Genomic DNA, 14,802 nt, shown 5'->3' with positions numbered 1-14,802 from the left:
TCAGAGCTGCATGATGCCGCGACGTACCGCGATCGCCACGGCTTCCGAGCGGCCGCTGGCGCCCAGCTTTTCCAGAATGTGTTTCATATGCGCCTTCACCGTCTCTTCTGAAATGAACAGCTGGCCGGCGATGTCCTTGTTGCGGTGGCCGCGCGCGACTTTGCACAGGACCTCGATTTCACGCGCCGTCAGGCCAGACTCGCCGGTGTAGTGGGCAAGCTGCGCTGCCACGTCCGCCGGTATGCATCGCCTGCCTTGATGGGCCTCACGGATGATCGCCGTCAGCTCTTGTGGCAGCGTACTTTTAAGGACGTAGCCTCGCGCTCCGCCGCGCAGGCAGCGCTGAATGTCCACGTCCCCTTCGGCGGTGGTGAAGATGATGACGTTCGCTTTCGGATCCTCCGCGCGGATTGCCAGCAGGACTTCGATACCGCTGATATCAGGCAGGCGGAGATCGAGCAGCGTAATGGCCGGCCTGTGCTGGCGGTATAGGTCCAACGCTTCCCTGCCTTCGGCCGCTTGCGCCACAACATGCATGTCGGGCTGATCGTTGATCACCTTCGACACGCCTTCCCGCATCAGCGGATGATCATCGACGACAAGCAAGGTGATTTTGGCTGGTTCGTTCATCACATTGGCCCTTTTGCATCATCGGTGGCAAGCCGGCTTCGCGGGAAGCACCGCGCGAGCTTCGCTGAAACGCTTTTCAGCATGCCGTAGTGTTGTTCTGCATACACCATTTTTCCTGGAACGACCAGTTCCACCACCGTTCCTCCATTGGGCCCGCTCGCAATGTTCAACTTGGCATGGATGCGGCAAGCCCGCTCCTGCATGCCCAGCAGGCCGAAGTGCCCGGGTTTGCCCCTGCTGGCGATATCAGGTGCGATCCCTGTTCCATTGTCGGTGATACGCACGATCAGCTTATGCGAGTAGATCAGCATGACTTTCAGCGTATCTCCGCCTGAATGTCTGAGGCCATTGAGGATGGCTTCGTTGCCGATGCGATAAACCTCTTCGCGCACGATGGGATGCAGGTCGCGCGTCTTTCCTTCAACAGATACCGTAAATCGCATTGCAGCCGGGACGCCGAGCGATTCGGCGGTGCATTGGAATGCCTGGGCGAGGTCGTTCTTTTCCACCGTGGACAAACGCAGGTCGTTCAGTGCCGCGCGCGCCTCCATGGTCGCCTTCGCGAGATAGTTGGAGATGCTGACGATAGCCTCGTTGAGCTCCCCGGGTTTGTGGGATGCCGCGCCGTGGCGCGCGTGATCGGCAATCAGCTTGGTGGCCTGTATCGATTGCAAAATGGTGTCATGCAGCTCTGCTGCAAGCCGGGTGCGCTCGGCGGTCCGTTCATCAAACCGCGCGGTGAGGGCAGCAGCAATTTGCCGCACCCGGAAACGGTATGCCAGACAGAAAAACATGACGGTCAAGGCCGCGGCCAAGGCGCGAAACCACGTGGTCTGATAATACGCCGGGGTAATGCTGAAATTAATCGCTGCGCCAGTTTCGTTCCAGACGCCGTCATTGTTGCAAGCCATTACGTTGAACCGGTAGCTGCCCGGCCGAAGATCGTTGTAAAACGCCTGGCGCCGGTTGCCCGCTTCTTGCCAGGTGGTGTCATGCCCATCAAGCTTGTAACGGAACTTGACCTTCTGGGGCAGCGCATAGCTCAGCGCCACGTAGTCGATCTGAATGTCTTTCGTCAGGGCGGGCAAGCTCAAGCCGTTCGTGGGCCCATAGCGCTTGCGGTCTGCGATGATTGCTTCGATAAGCACCGGCGGCGGGACGCGGTTATCCGGCAAGCGGCGCGGATCGATGACTTGCAAGGTCCGGTCATTTGCAAACCACAGCCGGCCATCAGCCGATTTCGCGACCTCGGGAGAGAAGGGCGACGAACCAGCGACGTACCCGTCCAGCAAGCCGAAAAGCCGGAACTTTACCGAGGCATTCGGGCTGCTCCACCATGCGGTCAATTCCGAGGCGGAAATGGAGATCACACCGCAACTTGCATAGACCCACAGGGTGCCGGCATCGTCTTTAATCAAGGAATCGGTACGGTTGCAGGGCAGTCCGTTACGGCTGTCCATGATCCGGAAACCGTTGTCCTTCCAGCGTGCAATGCCTTGCGAGGTTGCCGCCCATAATGAGCCGTCCCGCTCCGCCCACATCCCGCCAATGCCATTATCAGCTCCCGCGCTGGCCACGAGCGTCATTTTCCCGCGCGTATAGTGCTGAAGGTTCCCGCGCGCTCCCCCGATCCATACGCCCTCACCGACGTCAGCCTCGATCGCCCGGCCCTTCGCGGACTGCGGGACTGGAATGGATTCGAGCACTTGCGCACCCCGGATTTTATGGAGTGTTTGCGGACTGCCGGTCGTCACCGCCCAAATATTCTGCTCTCCGTCCTGCACAATACTGATGACGACGCCGAGCGCGCTACCGTCGGGCTTGGTGACTATCCGTGAGCGGCCTTCCTCTCTCACGACGAGATTCACATCGACGCCATACCATAGCCTGTCCCGGTGGTCGATCAACAAGGCCGTGACCTGCTTGCCCAGCAGCTCCCGCTCAGTGAGTGAATAAAGGCGTTTGTCGTGCTTCAGAAAATCCAGCGCGTTGCCATTGCCGACCCAAACCCCACCGTCGCGCGTGGCGGCCACGCTGACCACATGGTCGCCGCTTAGTCCCTGCCGGGCGGTCAACGAGATGACCGGCAAATCGCGGAAGCGGTCGATGCCTTGCGATGACGCGACCCAGATATTGCCTTCGCGGTCTTCAAACAAGGCATCCGGGGACTCGCTGGCCAGTCCTTCGCGCTGGCTGAAATGATCGACCGCGTTGTTTTGCACGTGATAGATGCCGTCGCGGACAGTCGCAACCCACAGGCCGCCCGAGCGGTCGGCATGCAGCGCGCTGACGGCCCAGGCTGTCCCATCGGCATCGTGGGCCCGGAAGCCGCGCCATTCGCCGCCCTGCAATCGTTGCAGCCCGAGCCCTGGGCCGCTTTGTCCCACACCGACCAGAACATTGCCGCCGGGTTGGCGCATCAGTGCCAGTACACCGGTCGCGCCCGATGCGGTGGCGAGCGGCGGCGGCAAATGCGGGGAGGTCTGTCCGGGCGTCCAGTGGTAAACCCCATGAACCGTACCCAGCCACATTCCTCCCGAGCCGTCTTCGGCGAGCGCCGCCAGACCGTTCTTTTTGAAAGGGAGACCTTCTTTTGCGCCGAAACAGGTCGTGGCGGACCCGGTGATGCGGCAGAGCGGCGTATCGTCCGGGTCGGCCAGCCTGGACTTGGCGATCCATATGCTCCCGGCGCTGTCTTCCACGATCTGATTGATTTGCGCACGGAAGGGATGCTTCTTCGAGATGCCATCCTTGACGTGATATAGCCAGCGGGGCGTGCCGATCCATAAGCTGCCGTCCCGTGCTCCCAGCAGACTCAGAATGGCGCATTCGCAGAGGGCGTCTCCCGCCGGCGCCACCCAAGGCACAAAGCGCGCGCCATCGAAGCGGACCAGGCCTGCCTCGGTTCCTATCCAAAGGTAGCCATCGGCCGTTTGTGCGATTGCATGGGGAATGCCTGGCAGCTCGCCATCGGCCATGCGCCACGTGGTATGGGCATATTGCGAGACTGAGCGGTTTGGATCGAGGGCGCGGGCGGGGCGGGCAGGCAGCAAGGACAACAGCAGCATCCCGAGCAGCGCGAAGCATCCGCCCCAGCGCGAAGTTAGCACCATGTTCCCATCTTCTTTTGAGAGGCCGTCCACTGAATTGTTTCAGTCTAACATTGAAATTGTGACATGGGGGTGGCGAAAAAATTACCCTTTCACGGGATAGCCGCCAATCAACGGCAGTGACATGATCGGTTCAGGTTTTCGTGTTTTGCAAACAAAGGAGCTGATGATGAAAAGGTGTTTGAGAGCGGTGTTCCTGCTGCTGACCCTGAGCGGTCCGTATTTCTTCAACGTCGCCATGGCGGCCGGGCAGAAAATCCCTTCACTGCCGTCGAGCTTTAAAGCCCGGACAGTCAAGGCACCCGATGGCACCTCGATTTTTGTTCGATCGGGCGGCGCCGGTCCTGCCGTGGTGCTGATCCACGGCTATGCCGAGAACAGCGACTCCTGGGGGCCGCTGGCGGCCGACCTGATGAAGGACCATACCGTGATCGTCCCCGATTTGCGCGGCATTGGACGTTCTTCCATTCCGGCAAGCGGCTATGACAAGAAAACGCAGGCTGGCGACATCCGCGCTGTGGTCGAGGCCCTGGGCCATGACAAGACAGCGGTGGTCGCACACGATATCGGCAACATGGTGGCCTATGCGTATACGGCGACGTATCCCGACAAGGTTGAACGCCTGGCCGTCATGGATGCGCCGATTCCCGGCATCGGCCCCTGGAACCAGATCCTGCAGAACCCTGGAGTCTGGCATTTCAACTTCAACGGACCTGATGCGGAGCGCCTCGTGGCAGGCCGCGAACGGATCTATCTGAACCGCATCTGGAGCGCCTTCTCCGCCAGCCCGGATCAACCCAATCCGGCCACCAAGGATTTCTTCGCCCAGACCTACTCGCGTCCGGGCGGCATGCGGGCTGGCTTCGCCCAGTTCGCCGCATTTAGCCAGGACGCCCAGGACAACCTGGCCTTTGCCAAGACCAAGCTGACCATGCCGGTGCTGGCCATGGGCGGGGAAAAGTCCTTCGGCGCCATGCAGGCGCAGATCATGCGGGAAGTGGCGGCTAATGTGCAAGAGTCCGTGATCCAGGGATCGGGCCACTGGCTGATGGAAGAGAAGCCGGCCGAGGCCGTGGCGGTGATCCGCAAATTCCTTGACGCCCCGTCCATGAAAGGCGGACAGCCATGAATCTCGACCTGGCGGAAAAACTGCGCTGGTCACCGGCTGAAAGCATTCTTCCGGAACGTGCGGCCCGCATCGATACTGCAGCGCTTTATCACGCCGGATGAAATCATCCCAACATGAAAATTCTTCACATTATCGCGATCGCCGGTGCGTTGCTTGCCACGCATGCGCGCGCCGCCGAGCCTATCTGGGACGGCAACAAGGTCGACATGGTGGGCGAAAAGCTGGCCGACGGCGTGTATGCGTACTACGCCAGCAATGCGAAGGAGCTCAACGCCAAAGGCGGCGCTGCGGCCACCACTGGCGGTCTCATCGTCGGCGCCAAGGGGGCGCTGCTGGTCGACACCATGCTGAACAAGCGCTTGAACGGCCAAGTGCAAGCCTTGAGTCAGCAGCTTGGGCGCAAGCCCATCCTCTACGCCGTCAACACCAGCTCGCACGGCGACCATACGTACGGCAACATGTATTTGCCGGAGAAGACCATCATCATCCAGCATGAGCGGACGCGCAGCTATATAGCCGGGCACCTGGACGACGACAAAGCGTTCATGATCAAGCATTTCGGAACCGGGCGCGGCATTGAGCAAATCCAGACGCGCGCGGCCGATCTGCTGGTTGCGCCCGGAGGCAGATTAACGCTGGACCTGGGTGGCAAAACAGTCGACATCATCGACTTCGGCTTTGCGCAGACCGGTGGCGATTTGTGGGTGTGGGAGCCGCAAGCAAAAGTCCTATGGACGGGCAACCCGGTGATCGCCAAAAAGCCAGCGCTTCCCTGGTTGCTCGATGGCCATCTGGTCGCCACGCTGGACACGCTGCGCCGGGTGTATGCCTTCCTGCCTGCCGACGCCCGCGTTGTTCCGGGGCACGGTGTGCCGATGGGCAAAGAAGACATCAGGTGGCATATAGACTACCTCGATAGCGTCCGCAGCCAAGTGCAAGCTGCGGTGGATAAAGGGCTGGGCCTGGATGAAACGGTAAAGCAGGCCGCCATGCCGGAGTTTTCCGGTTACGTGCTCTTCGACTGGGTCCATTCCGCCTTGAACGTCCCTGCTGCCTATAAGGATTTAAGCGGGAAATAAGCGAGGCCCGCCGCTCAGGCGTGCCGCAGTGCCAGGCGCGCTTCCAGGCCGCCGCCGGGGCGCTGGTGCAGCGTCAGCGAGGCGTCCATCGCCTGCGCCAGCTGGCGCGCGATCGCCAGGCCGAGGCCGGTGCCGCCGGTGCCCCGGTTGCGCGATGTTTCCAGCCGCACGAAAGGCTCGAACACCGCCTCCAGCGACTCGGCCGGGATGCCGGGGCCGCGGTCCAGCACGGATATCGTCAGCAGGCCCGCTTGCGGTTCCACCGCGATTTCCGCCGCGCCGCCGAACTTGAGCGCGTTGTCCACCAGGTTGCCCAGCACGCGGCGCAGCGCCTGCGGCCGCGCCACCAGCGCGCCACCGGCCTTGCCGTGCAGGCTGACGTCGTGGCCGGCGTCGCGGTAGTCGGCCAGCATGCTGTCGAGCAGGGCGTCGGGATCGATGCGGCGCGGTTCCTCGCCGGTGCCGTGCAGCGTGCGCGCATAGGCCACGCCTTCCTTGACCAGGGTTTCCATCTCCTGCAAGTCCTGCTGCAGCTTGGCGTGCTGCGGCGCGTCGTCCATCATATCGACCCGCAGCCGCATGCGCGTGATCGGCGTTTGCAGGTCGTGCGAGATGGCGGCCAGGATCTGCAGGCGCTCGGTCATGTAGCCGGCGATGCGGTCCTGCATGGCGTTGAAGGCGCGCGCCGCGCGCGCCACTTCGGACGGGCCGTCCTCGGGCAGGCGCTCGGCCTTCAGGTCCGGGCCCAGCGTGTCGGCGGCCTGCGCCAGCTGGTGCAGCGGGCGGGTGGCCAGGCGCACCGCGAACCAGCAGCAGGCGGCCAGCACGGCCAGTTGCAGCGCCAGCAGCAGCGGCAGCCAGCGCGACAGCGGAATGCCGGGCATGGGCGTGATGTCGATGGTCAGCGGCGAGCCGTCGCTCAGGCGCAGGTGCACCTGCAGGCGCTCGCGGTCGCCGGGCACGGCGTTGGCCGTCAGCTCGTAGGTGGTGCCGATGCCGTCCGCGATCGAGGCCGCCACGCGGGCCGACAGGGTGGCGTCGGGCGCCACGCCGGAGACGCCCGGTTCCAGCATGAAGTGGTAGCTGCGGCGCGCCAGGCGCGGCAGCCAGGCCGGGCGTTCGGCGGCGGGCAGGCGGTCGAGCAGGGCGACCGAGCTGGCCACCTCGCGCTCGATGTAGCCGACCATGACGTTCATGGTGGCCTGGTTGCGCTCGGTCATGGTGAGCCAGAACGAGGCGGCGTTGCCGGCCGCCAGGCCCACGCACAGGATCAGCGCCAGGCGCGCGAACAGGGAGCGCGGCCAGCGCAGCACGGAGACCATCACTCGCGCCCTTCCAGCACCGTCACGGCCGACGAGAACACATAGCCTTCGCTGCGCAGCGTCTTGATGTAGCGCGGCTCGCGCGGCTCGTCCTTCAGGGTCTGGCGCAAGCGGCTCACCAGCAGGTCGATGGAGCGGTCGAAGGCGTCGGCCTGACGGCCCTGGGTCAGGTTCAGCAGCTGGTCGCGCGTCAGCACCCGCTGCGGATGGTCGAGGAACACGCGCAGCAGCCGGTATTCGGCGCCGCTCAGCGCCACCATGGTGCCGTCGGCGTCGAGCAGGTGGCGCGCCACGGTGTCCAGCTTCCAGTCGCCGAAGCCCAGCACGTGGGCCGCCTCGGTCACCTGCATGTTCTTGGGCAGCATGCGCGCGCGGCGCAGCACGGCGCGGATGCGCGCCAGCAGTTCGCGCGAGGCGAAGGGCTTGGACAGGTAATCGTCGGCGCCCATTTCCAGGCCGACGATGCGGTCGGCTTCTTCGCTGAGCGCGGTCAGCATCAGCACCGGCACGGTGCGGTGCTTGCCGGCCCGCAGTTCGCGGCACAGCAGCAGGCCGTCCTCGCCGGGCAGCATCAGGTCCAGCACGATCAGGTCCGGCTCGCCCTGTTCCAGCACGGCGCGCATCTGGCGCCCGTTGGCTGCCAGCGACACGCGCATGCCGTTCTTTTCAAGGTAGGCAGCCAGCAGTTCGCGGATGCCGCGGTCGTCGTCGACGATGAGGATGTGGTCGGTATTTTCCATGCAGCCATGATACCCCAGCCGAAATCGGTCTTTGTATCCCTGTGTATCCGCTGGCGCGCCGTACACACTACATTGCAGCGGCGCCGCGCGGCGGACACAAGCGAGATACCTGCGGGCGGTCCAATGGAGCCTGTCGAAACCAATCAACAAGAAGGAGCGGCGCCATGTACAACCTGCTCGAAACGCCGCTGGCCCTGCTGGCGGGCGTGTCCACCATCGCCTCGCCCTGCGTGCTGCCGGTGATGCCCATCCTGCTGGGCAGCGCGGCGGTCCGGCCCGGCGCCGGCGGGGGCGCCGCAGCCGGTGACGGCGCCAAGGCGGCCAGGAACATGCGGCCGCTGTACATCGTGGCCGGCTTCATCCTCACCTTCGCCTCCTTCGCCATGCTGCTGGGCGCGGTGTCCTCGGTGGTGCACCAGGCGCAGGAAGCGCTGCGCAACACCGCCATCGCCATGCTGGCCATTTCCGGCCTGCTGCGCCTGTGGCCGCGTCCCTACGACTGGCTGGTGGCGCGCTTGCCAACGCTGCCCGGCATGGGGCCGGGCGGGGCAGGCGGCGGCCCGCGCGACGGCAACTTCGGCGGCTTCGTGCTGGGCATGTCGCTGGGCGCGGTGTGGACGCCGTGCGCCGGCCCGGTGCTCGCGTCCATCCTGGCGCTGGTGGTGCGCTCGCAGGACCTGGGCTGGTCCGCGCTGCTGATCACGCTGTACGCCATCGGCGCCGCCATCCCCATGCTCGGCATCATTTACAGCGGCCAGTACGCCACCGCCAGGGTGCGCGTCGTGGCGCGCCACGCCGCCCGCCTGCAGCAGGTGTTCGGCGTGCTGGTGATCGCCACCGCCGCTGCCATTTATCTGCAGTACGACATCCTGATTTACGCCCAACTGGCTTCCGTCTTCCCCACCCTGAAAGGACTCTGACATGAACATCCCGCGCACCCTGGCCATTGCCGCCGCCTGCACCGCTTTCGCCATCGCCAGCGGCGCCGCCGTGGCCGGCCCGCTGAAGAACCCCACCCCGGCCGCCGAATTCACCGGCATCGAAAAATGGCTCAACAGCGAGCCGCTGACGATGCAGCAGCTGCGCGGCAAGGTGGTGCTGGTCGACTTCTGGACCTACACCTGCATCAACTGCATCAATGTGCTGCCGCACGTGAAGTCCTGGCACGAGAAGTACAAGGACCAGGGCCTGGTGGTGGTCGGCGTGCACACGCCCGAATTCCCCTTCGAGCGCAGCACCAGCAACGTGCAGACCGCCATCAAGCGCTTCGACATCCGCTACCCGGTGGCGCAGGACAACCGCTACGCCACATGGACCGCGTACCACAACCAGTACTGGCCGGCGCTGTACCTGGTCGACCGCAGCGGCAAGGTGGTCTACACCCACTTCGGCGAAGGCCAGTACGGCCAGACCGAAGCGGCCATCAAGGCCCTGCTGGCGCAAAAATAAGGTCTTCACGGCGTTCCGGGATGGTGTTTCGCTTTACGGTGTTTCCTGCCCATGTTGGATAGATGCGTCTAGTGATGTTTAGTTCCGGCTTCGCGAAGAATCGTGCGGAATATCGCGGTATATAGCGATGTAGTAAGGGGTAGCATATTTTAGTAAAAAGCCGAAAACACGAGACACGGGCCAGCGTCGCCGGGCCGTCGAGCGATGCGGGCACGCGCAGGGCAGGCCGCAAATTGAAAAGCCCCCGTGGCGCGCGGCGACGGGGGCTGGCGGGAAGGGCAGCGGGCAGGCTTAGTCGGCCTTGATCGCTTCCACCTGGATCGCCAGTTTCACTTCCGGCGAGAAGTTCGGCAGGCCGTAGTTCAAGCCGAAGTCGCTGCGCTTGAATTCGGCGGTGGCGTCGGCGCCGCACACTTCACGCTTGTAGCGCGGGTGCATGATGCACTTGAATTTGCTCACGTTCAGCGCCACCGGCTTGGTCACGCCCAGCAGGGTCAGGTTGCCTTCCACGCCCACCAGCTTGTCGCCGTCGAACTTCAGCGCGGTGCTCTTGTAGGTCACTTCCGGGAATTTCTCGACGTTGAACATGTCCGCCTTGCGCGCGTGCACGTTCATCGCTTCCAGGCCGAAGTCGATGGTCTTGGCGTCGATCACGATGTCCAGGCTGCCCTTCTTGGCGGCGCGGTCCAGCTGCACGGTGCCGGTGGTCTTGCCGAACTTGCCGCGCCACACGGACAGGCCCATGTGGTCAGCCTCGAAGCTCGGGAAGGTGTGGTTCGGGTCGATGTTGAAGGTTTCGGCGGCCATGGACGAACCGGCGGTGGCGGCAATCAGGGCGGCGATCAAAAACTTGAGTTTCATTGCGTCTCCGGGCAAAGGGGGATGGGTTTCTTACTGCGCTGCTACTACGTGGAACTTGATCGTAACATCATCGGCAACCATGCCGGTGTCCTTCCACTCGCCTTCACCGATATTGAAAGCCAGGCGTTTGATCGGCAGTGCGCCGTCGAACACCTGGTTCTTGCCGTCGGCCTTGACGGCCAGCGGGAAGCTCACGTCGGCGGCCTTGCCCTTGATGGTCAGCTTGCCGGTGACGGTCAGCTTGCCGGGCCCGGCGCTCTTGATGGCGGTGGAGGTGAAGGTGGCTTTCGGGAACTGGGCCGAGTTGAACCATTCTTTCTTCGCCACTTCCTTGTTCATGTCGGCGTCGCCCAGGTCCATGCTGGCGGTCTCGATTTCCACCGTGGCCTTGGACGTTTCCGGCGCGGCCGCGTTGTAGTCGATGACGATGTTGTGCTTCTTGAACTTGGATTCGATCGGCACGTTCATCTGCTTGAAGGTGGCCGACACGGAGGACTTGGCGACGTCCGTTTTCAGGACGGCGGCGCTGGCGGCCAGCGACAGGCCAAGCAGGGAAACGAGTACGGCGCGGTGCGTGGTGTTCATGAAAACTCCGGGGTAGGTGGAAGTTGGGTATCAGTGTGGGAATCAGTTTCGCAGCCTGGACAGGTCCGGCAGCTTGGGCAGCATGCGCTTGAGCACGTCGTCGCGGTCGAAGAAGTGGTGCTTCAGCGCGGCGCCGGCATGGGCCAGCACGGCGGCGGCCATGGCCATGTTCAGCCAGTAATGGATGGGCTTGAAGAATTCCTTCAGCTCGGGCGTGCCTTCGAACAGGGCCGGAATCTGCCACAGGCCGAGGTAGACCACCGGCACGTTGGCGGCGGTGGTGTACAGGTAGCCGGACAGCGGCACGGCGAACATGAAGAAGTACAGCGCGTAGTGCATGGCTTCGGCGGCCTGGTGCTGCCATTGCGGTATGCTGGCCAGCGGCGGCGGCGGCACATTGGCCTTGCGCCACAGGATGCGCACGGCGGCCAGCAGCAGCACCGTCACGCCCAGCCATTTGTGCCAGGAATAGTATTTGAGCTTGGTGGGCGAGAAGCCCTTGATGTCGACCATCGTCAGCCCCAGGAAGAAGGCGGCGACGATCAGGATGGCGACCAGCCAGTGCAGCAGCATGGCAGTTTTGGAATAGCGTTGCATCGGCGCCTTTCGGAAATTAGTACGTGTTAGGACTAATATACCAAAGAAAATCAAACCGTGCTTAAGACTGACTTAGATTGCCGCGGGCGGCGGGGCGTCCAGCCCCGCGCCCGCGCGTGTCCTTAGATGGCCTTGGCCAGCTTGTCGGCGATGCCGATGTAGTTGGACGGGGTCATGGCCAGCAGCAGGTCCTTGGCTTCCTGCGGGATCGCCAGGCCGGTGATGAAGTCGCGCAGCGCTTCTTTCGAGATGCCCTTGCCGCGGGTCAGCTCTTTCAGCTGCTCGTACGGGTTCTCGATGCCGTAGCGGCGCATCACGGTCTGCACCGGCTCGGCCAGCACTTCCCAGCTGGCGTCCAGGTCGGCCGCCAGGCGCGCCGGGTTCACTTCCAGCTTGTTCAGGCCGCGCAGGCAGCTGTCGTAGGCCAGCAGCGTGTAGCCGAAGCCCACGCCGATGTTGCGCAGCACGGTCGAATCGGTCAGGTCGCGCTGCATGCGCGACACCGGCAGCTTCTCGGACAGGTGCTTGAGCACGGCGTTGGCCAGGCCCAGGTTGCCTTCCGAGTTCTCGAAGTCGATCGGGTTGACCTTGTGCGGCATGGTGGAGGAACCGATTTCGCCGGCCTTCAGCTTCTGCTTGAAGTAGCCCAGCGAGACGTAGGTCCAGATGTCGCGGTTCAGGTCCAGCAGGATGGTGTTGGCGCGCGCGAAGGCGTCGAACAGCTCGGCCATGTAGTCGTGCGGTTCGATCTGGATGGTGTACGGGTTGAACACCAGGCCCAGGCGCTGCTCGATCACGGCTTGCGAGAACGCGGCCCAGTCGAACGACGGGTAGGCCGACAGGTGGGCGTTGTAGTTGCCCACGGCGCCGTTCATCTTGCCCAGGATTTCAACCTGCTCGATGCGCTTGACGGCGCGCTGCAGGCGGGCCACCACGTTGGCGAATTCCTTGCCCAGCGTGGTCGGCGACGCGGTCTGGCCGTGGGTGCGCGACAGCATCGGCAGCTCGGCGTTCACGTGGGCGATTTCGGTCAGCTTGGCGACCAGGCCTTTCAGGGCCGGCACCATCACGCCGTCGCGCGCCGCTTTCAGCATCATACCGTGCGAGGTGTTGTTGATGTCTTCCGAGGTGCAGGCGAAGTGGATGAACTCGGAGGCGGCCACCAGTTCCGGCACGTCCTTGACTTGTTCTTTGAGCCAGTATTCCACGGCTTTCACGTCGTGGTTGGTGACCGCTTCGATTTCCTTGATGCGGGCCGCGTCGGCTTCCGTGAAGTCCGACACCAGCTTGTCCAGCAGCGCGGTGGCTGCGGCCGAGAACGGCTTGATCTCGGCGAAACCGGCTTGCGACAGCGCTTGCAGCCAGTTGATTTCAACCTTCACGCGGTTGTGCATGAAGCCGGACTCGGACAGGATGGGGCGCAGCTTGTCGGTCTTGGAAGCGTAGCGGCCGTCGAGCGGAGACAGGGCCGACAGAGTGGAGTATGGCGTAGTAGTCATGGAGGCGGGAAGCAAGTTAATGAAGACGGAGCAATAGAAGACGCAGCAGGCCGTCATTCTACCACCGCAGCGCCATGGCCCGGATTGTCGATGTTATACTGCCACCTACTTCTACCCTGTTGGCCCCTATGAAACTAATCGGTTCCCTCGCCAGTCCTTATGTACGCAAAGTCCGCGTTGTGCTGGCAGAAAAGAAGCTCGATTACCAGTTCGAGCTGGAAAACGTGTGGGTGTCCGACACCCGCATCAATGAAGTCAATCCGCTCGGCAAGGTGCCTTGCCTGGTCATGGAAGATGGCCAGGCGATGATCGATTCGCGCGTCATGGTCGAGTACCTCGACACGCTGACCCCGGTCTGCAAGCTGCTGCCGCCCAATGGCCGCGACCGTGCCGACATCAAGTGCTGGGAAGCCCTGGCGGACGGCGTCACCGACGCCGGCGTGCTGGTGCGCCTGGAGCGCACCCAGCGTCCGCCCGGGCAGCAGAGCGCGGACTGGATCGCGCGCCAGCTGAAGAAGGTGGAGCTGGGCCTGGCCGAACTGTCGCGCAAGCTGGACGAGTCGCCTTACTGCGCCGGCATCCACTATTCGCTGGCCGACGTGGCCGTGGGCTGCACGCTGGGCTGGCTGTCCTTCCGTTTCCCGGAAATCGACTGGCGTGGCGCCCACCCCAACCTGGCGCGCCTGTACGACAAGCTGTCCGAGCGGCCGTCGTTCCGCGACACCGCGCCGCAATAAGCCACCGCCGCCCCCATGCCGCCCACCAAGCCGGACGCGCCCAGCGCCCAGCAGCGCCGCCTGCAGATGGCCGACATCGCGCGCCTGGCCGGCGTGTCCACGTCCACCGTGTCGCGCGCGCTGGCGGGCAGCAAGCTGGTCAACGACGAAACCCGGCAGCGCGTCATGGAACTGGCGCGCTCGCTCAACTATTCCATCAATATCGGCGCGCAGAACCTGCGCCTGAAGCAGAACCGCACCGTGGGCGTGGTGGTGCCGTACGACCCCGACACCCGCCAACAGCTCACCGATCCCTTCTTCCTGGCCATGCTGGGCAGCCTGGCCGACGCGCTCACCGAGCAGGGCCTAGACATGCTGCTGACGCGGGTCGACGCCGGCACGCTGGACGCCGCCGCGCAGCCCTTCGACAGCGGCCGCGTGATCGGCGTGATCCTGATCGGCCAGTGGCGCCACCATGACCAGCTGAACCAGCTGGCCGCGCGCCGCGTGCCCATCGTGGTGTGGGGCGCGCAGCTGCCGCAGCAGCTGTACTGCACCGTCGGCGGCGACAACGTGGCCGGCGGCGCGCTGGCCACCGGGCATTTGCTGGCGCAGGGCCGCAAGCGCATCGCCTTCCTGGGCGACACCAACCTGCCCGAAGTGGCGCAGCGCTACCAGGGCTATTGCAACGCGCTGGCCGCGCAGGGGCTGCAGGCCGATCCGCAGCTGATGGTGCCGGTGTCCTTCCTGCCGGGCGGCGGCGAGGAGGGCGTGCGCGAACTGCAGCGCCGGGGCGCGCAGTTCGACGGCCTGTTCGCCTGCAGCGACCTGCTGGCCATGGCGGCCATCAATACCCTGCGCGCGCAGGGGCGCGGCGTGCCGGACGACGTGGCCGTGGTCGGCTACGACGATATCGAGCTGGCGTCCTATTTCCATCCTCCCTTGAGCACGGTGCGCCAGCCCATCGCCGCCGCCGGGCGCGCGCTGGTCGGCGCGCTGCTGGCCCTGGCCGACGGCCACGACGCCGCCTCGCAGCAACTGCCTACCGAACTGGTGCGGCGCGCCAGCGCCTGACCTGTCTCTGC

Annotated in this window: 14 protein-coding genes; 6 read left to right on the top strand and 8 right to left on the bottom strand. The window is 64.2% G+C overall.

From position 1 onward, the window contains the following. Positions 1 to 630, bottom strand: coding sequence for a response regulator (locus AC56DV_RS07840; protein WP_496313725.1), 630 nt, complete (start codon positions 628 to 630; stop codon positions 1 to 3). Continuing rightward, the gene (locus AC56DV_RS07835; protein WP_496313724.1) at positions 630 to 3,743 is read right to left on the bottom strand and encodes a sensor histidine kinase; all 3,114 of its coding nucleotides are present in this window, start codon (positions 3,741 to 3,743) and stop codon (positions 630 to 632) included. The genes AC56DV_RS07840 and AC56DV_RS07835 overlap by 1 nt, the downstream gene beginning before the upstream one ends. Positions 3,744 to 3,978: 235 nt before the next feature. Between AC56DV_RS07835 and AC56DV_RS07830 the strand changes: the two genes are divergently transcribed. Next, complete coding sequence (locus AC56DV_RS07830) at positions 3,979 to 4,869, top strand: alpha/beta fold hydrolase (RefSeq protein WP_496313841.1); 891 nt, start codon at positions 3,979 to 3,981, stop codon at positions 4,867 to 4,869. Positions 4,870 to 4,982: 113 nt separating this feature from the next. Next, on the top strand, positions 4,983 to 5,948 hold the full coding sequence (locus AC56DV_RS07825) for an MBL fold metallo-hydrolase (protein ID WP_496313723.1): 966 nt from the start codon (positions 4,983 to 4,985) through the stop codon (positions 5,946 to 5,948). A 14-nt stretch (positions 5,949 to 5,962) separates the two neighbouring features. Here AC56DV_RS07825 and AC56DV_RS07820 read toward each other — a convergent pair whose 3' ends face one another. Together AC56DV_RS07820 and AC56DV_RS07815 are read right to left on the bottom strand one after the other, a co-directional pair. Then, positions 5,963 to 7,270, bottom strand: coding sequence for an ATP-binding protein (locus AC56DV_RS07820; protein ID WP_496313840.1), 1,308 nt, complete (start codon positions 7,268 to 7,270; stop codon positions 5,963 to 5,965). Beyond that, positions 7,270 to 8,010 carry a response regulator gene (locus AC56DV_RS07815; RefSeq protein WP_496313722.1) on the bottom strand — a complete coding sequence of 247 codons (741 nt, stop codon included), beginning with the start codon at positions 8,008 to 8,010 and terminating at the stop codon, positions 7,270 to 7,272. The genes AC56DV_RS07820 and AC56DV_RS07815 overlap by 1 nt, the downstream gene beginning before the upstream one ends. 164 nt (positions 8,011 to 8,174) lie before the next feature. Between AC56DV_RS07815 and AC56DV_RS07810 the strand changes: the two genes are divergently transcribed. Both AC56DV_RS07810 and AC56DV_RS07805 read left to right on the top strand, forming a co-directional pair. Next, a complete protein-coding gene (locus AC56DV_RS07810) occupies positions 8,175 to 8,930 on the top strand; it encodes a cytochrome c biogenesis CcdA family protein (protein ID WP_496313721.1) in 756 nt (251 codons plus the stop codon). A 1-nt stretch (position 8,931) separates the two neighbouring features. Next, on the top strand, positions 8,932 to 9,459 hold the full coding sequence (locus AC56DV_RS07805; RefSeq protein ID WP_496313720.1) for a thioredoxin family protein: 528 nt from the start codon (positions 8,932 to 8,934) through the stop codon (positions 9,457 to 9,459). A gap of 291 nt (positions 9,460 to 9,750) precedes the next feature. On the opposite strand, the gene AC56DV_RS07800 is transcribed toward AC56DV_RS07805, so the two are convergent. The 4 genes from AC56DV_RS07800 to purB all read right to left on the bottom strand — a co-directional run bounded on the left by AC56DV_RS07800 (position 9,751) and on the right by purB (position 13,001). Continuing rightward, positions 9,751 to 10,320: a YceI family protein gene (locus AC56DV_RS07800; RefSeq protein ID WP_496313719.1), complete on the bottom strand. Its 570-nt coding sequence runs from the start codon at positions 10,318 to 10,320 to the stop codon at positions 9,751 to 9,753. A gap of 30 nt (positions 10,321 to 10,350) precedes the next feature. Next, positions 10,351 to 10,905, bottom strand: a complete 555-nt coding sequence (locus AC56DV_RS07795) for a YceI family protein (RefSeq protein ID WP_496313718.1) — start codon at positions 10,903 to 10,905, stop codon at positions 10,351 to 10,353. A gap of 42 nt (positions 10,906 to 10,947) precedes the next feature. Continuing rightward, positions 10,948 to 11,502: a cytochrome b gene (locus AC56DV_RS07790; protein ID WP_496313717.1), complete on the bottom strand. Its 555-nt coding sequence runs from the start codon at positions 11,500 to 11,502 to the stop codon at positions 10,948 to 10,950. Between the two features lie 122 nt (positions 11,503 to 11,624). Further along, positions 11,625 to 13,001 (bottom strand): adenylosuccinate lyase, encoded by a 1,377-nt coding sequence (gene purB, locus AC56DV_RS07785; protein WP_496313716.1) that lies wholly within the window; start codon positions 12,999 to 13,001, stop codon positions 11,625 to 11,627. Between the two features lie 128 nt (positions 13,002 to 13,129). On the opposite strand from purB, the gene AC56DV_RS07780 reads away from it, so the two are divergent. Together AC56DV_RS07780 and AC56DV_RS07775 are read left to right on the top strand one after the other, a co-directional pair. Then, complete coding sequence (locus tag AC56DV_RS07780) at positions 13,130 to 13,738, top strand: glutathione S-transferase family protein (protein ID WP_496313715.1); 609 nt, start codon at positions 13,130 to 13,132, stop codon at positions 13,736 to 13,738. A gap of 15 nt (positions 13,739 to 13,753) precedes the next feature. After that, on the top strand, positions 13,754 to 14,791 hold the full coding sequence (locus AC56DV_RS07775; protein ID WP_496313714.1) for a LacI family DNA-binding transcriptional regulator: 1,038 nt from the start codon (positions 13,754 to 13,756) through the stop codon (positions 14,789 to 14,791). Positions 14,792 to 14,802: the final 11 nt, after the last annotated feature.

Source organism: Massilia sp. BGA-UO-ETr-WB1 (assembly GCF_059567845.1).
The sequence above is the reverse complement of the archived record's forward strand: the minus strand, read 5'-3'. Positions and strand labels throughout refer to the sequence as shown.

Bases quoted from the DNA above. Each gene is read 5' to 3' on its own strand.
- AC56DV_RS07800 (WP_496313719.1), bottom strand. From the start codon at position 10,320: ATGAAACTCAAGTTTTTGATCGCCGCCCTGATTGCCGCCACCGCCGGT.
- AC56DV_RS07840 (WP_496313725.1), bottom strand. From the start codon at position 630: ATGAACGAACCAGCCAAAATCACCTTGCTTGTCGTCGATGATCATCCG.
- AC56DV_RS07820 (WP_496313840.1), bottom strand. From the start codon at position 7,270: ATGGTCTCCGTGCTGCGCTGGCCGCGCTCCCTGTTCGCGCGCCTGGCG.
- AC56DV_RS07775 (WP_496313714.1), top strand. From the start codon at position 13,754: ATGCCGCCCACCAAGCCGGACGCGCCCAGCGCCCAGCAGCGCCGCCTG.
- AC56DV_RS07825 (WP_496313723.1), top strand. From the start codon at position 4,983: ATGAAAATTCTTCACATTATCGCGATCGCCGGTGCGTTGCTTGCCACG.
- AC56DV_RS07835 (WP_496313724.1), bottom strand. From the start codon at position 3,743: ATGGTGCTAACTTCGCGCTGGGGCGGATGCTTCGCGCTGCTCGGGATG.
- AC56DV_RS07805 (WP_496313720.1), top strand. From the start codon at position 8,932: ATGAACATCCCGCGCACCCTGGCCATTGCCGCCGCCTGCACCGCTTTC.
- AC56DV_RS07810 (WP_496313721.1), top strand. From the start codon at position 8,175: ATGTACAACCTGCTCGAAACGCCGCTGGCCCTGCTGGCGGGCGTGTCC.
- AC56DV_RS07815 (WP_496313722.1), bottom strand. From the start codon at position 8,010: ATGGAAAATACCGACCACATCCTCATCGTCGACGACGACCGCGGCATC.
- purB (WP_496313716.1), bottom strand. From the start codon at position 13,001: ATGACTACTACGCCATACTCCACTCTGTCGGCCCTGTCTCCGCTCGAC.
- AC56DV_RS07830 (WP_496313841.1), top strand. From the start codon at position 3,979: ATGGCGGCCGGGCAGAAAATCCCTTCACTGCCGTCGAGCTTTAAAGCC.
- AC56DV_RS07780 (WP_496313715.1), top strand. From the start codon at position 13,130: ATGAAACTAATCGGTTCCCTCGCCAGTCCTTATGTACGCAAAGTCCGC.
- AC56DV_RS07790 (WP_496313717.1), bottom strand. From the start codon at position 11,502: ATGCAACGCTATTCCAAAACTGCCATGCTGCTGCACTGGCTGGTCGCC.
- AC56DV_RS07795 (WP_496313718.1), bottom strand. From the start codon at position 10,905: ATGAACACCACGCACCGCGCCGTACTCGTTTCCCTGCTTGGCCTGTCG.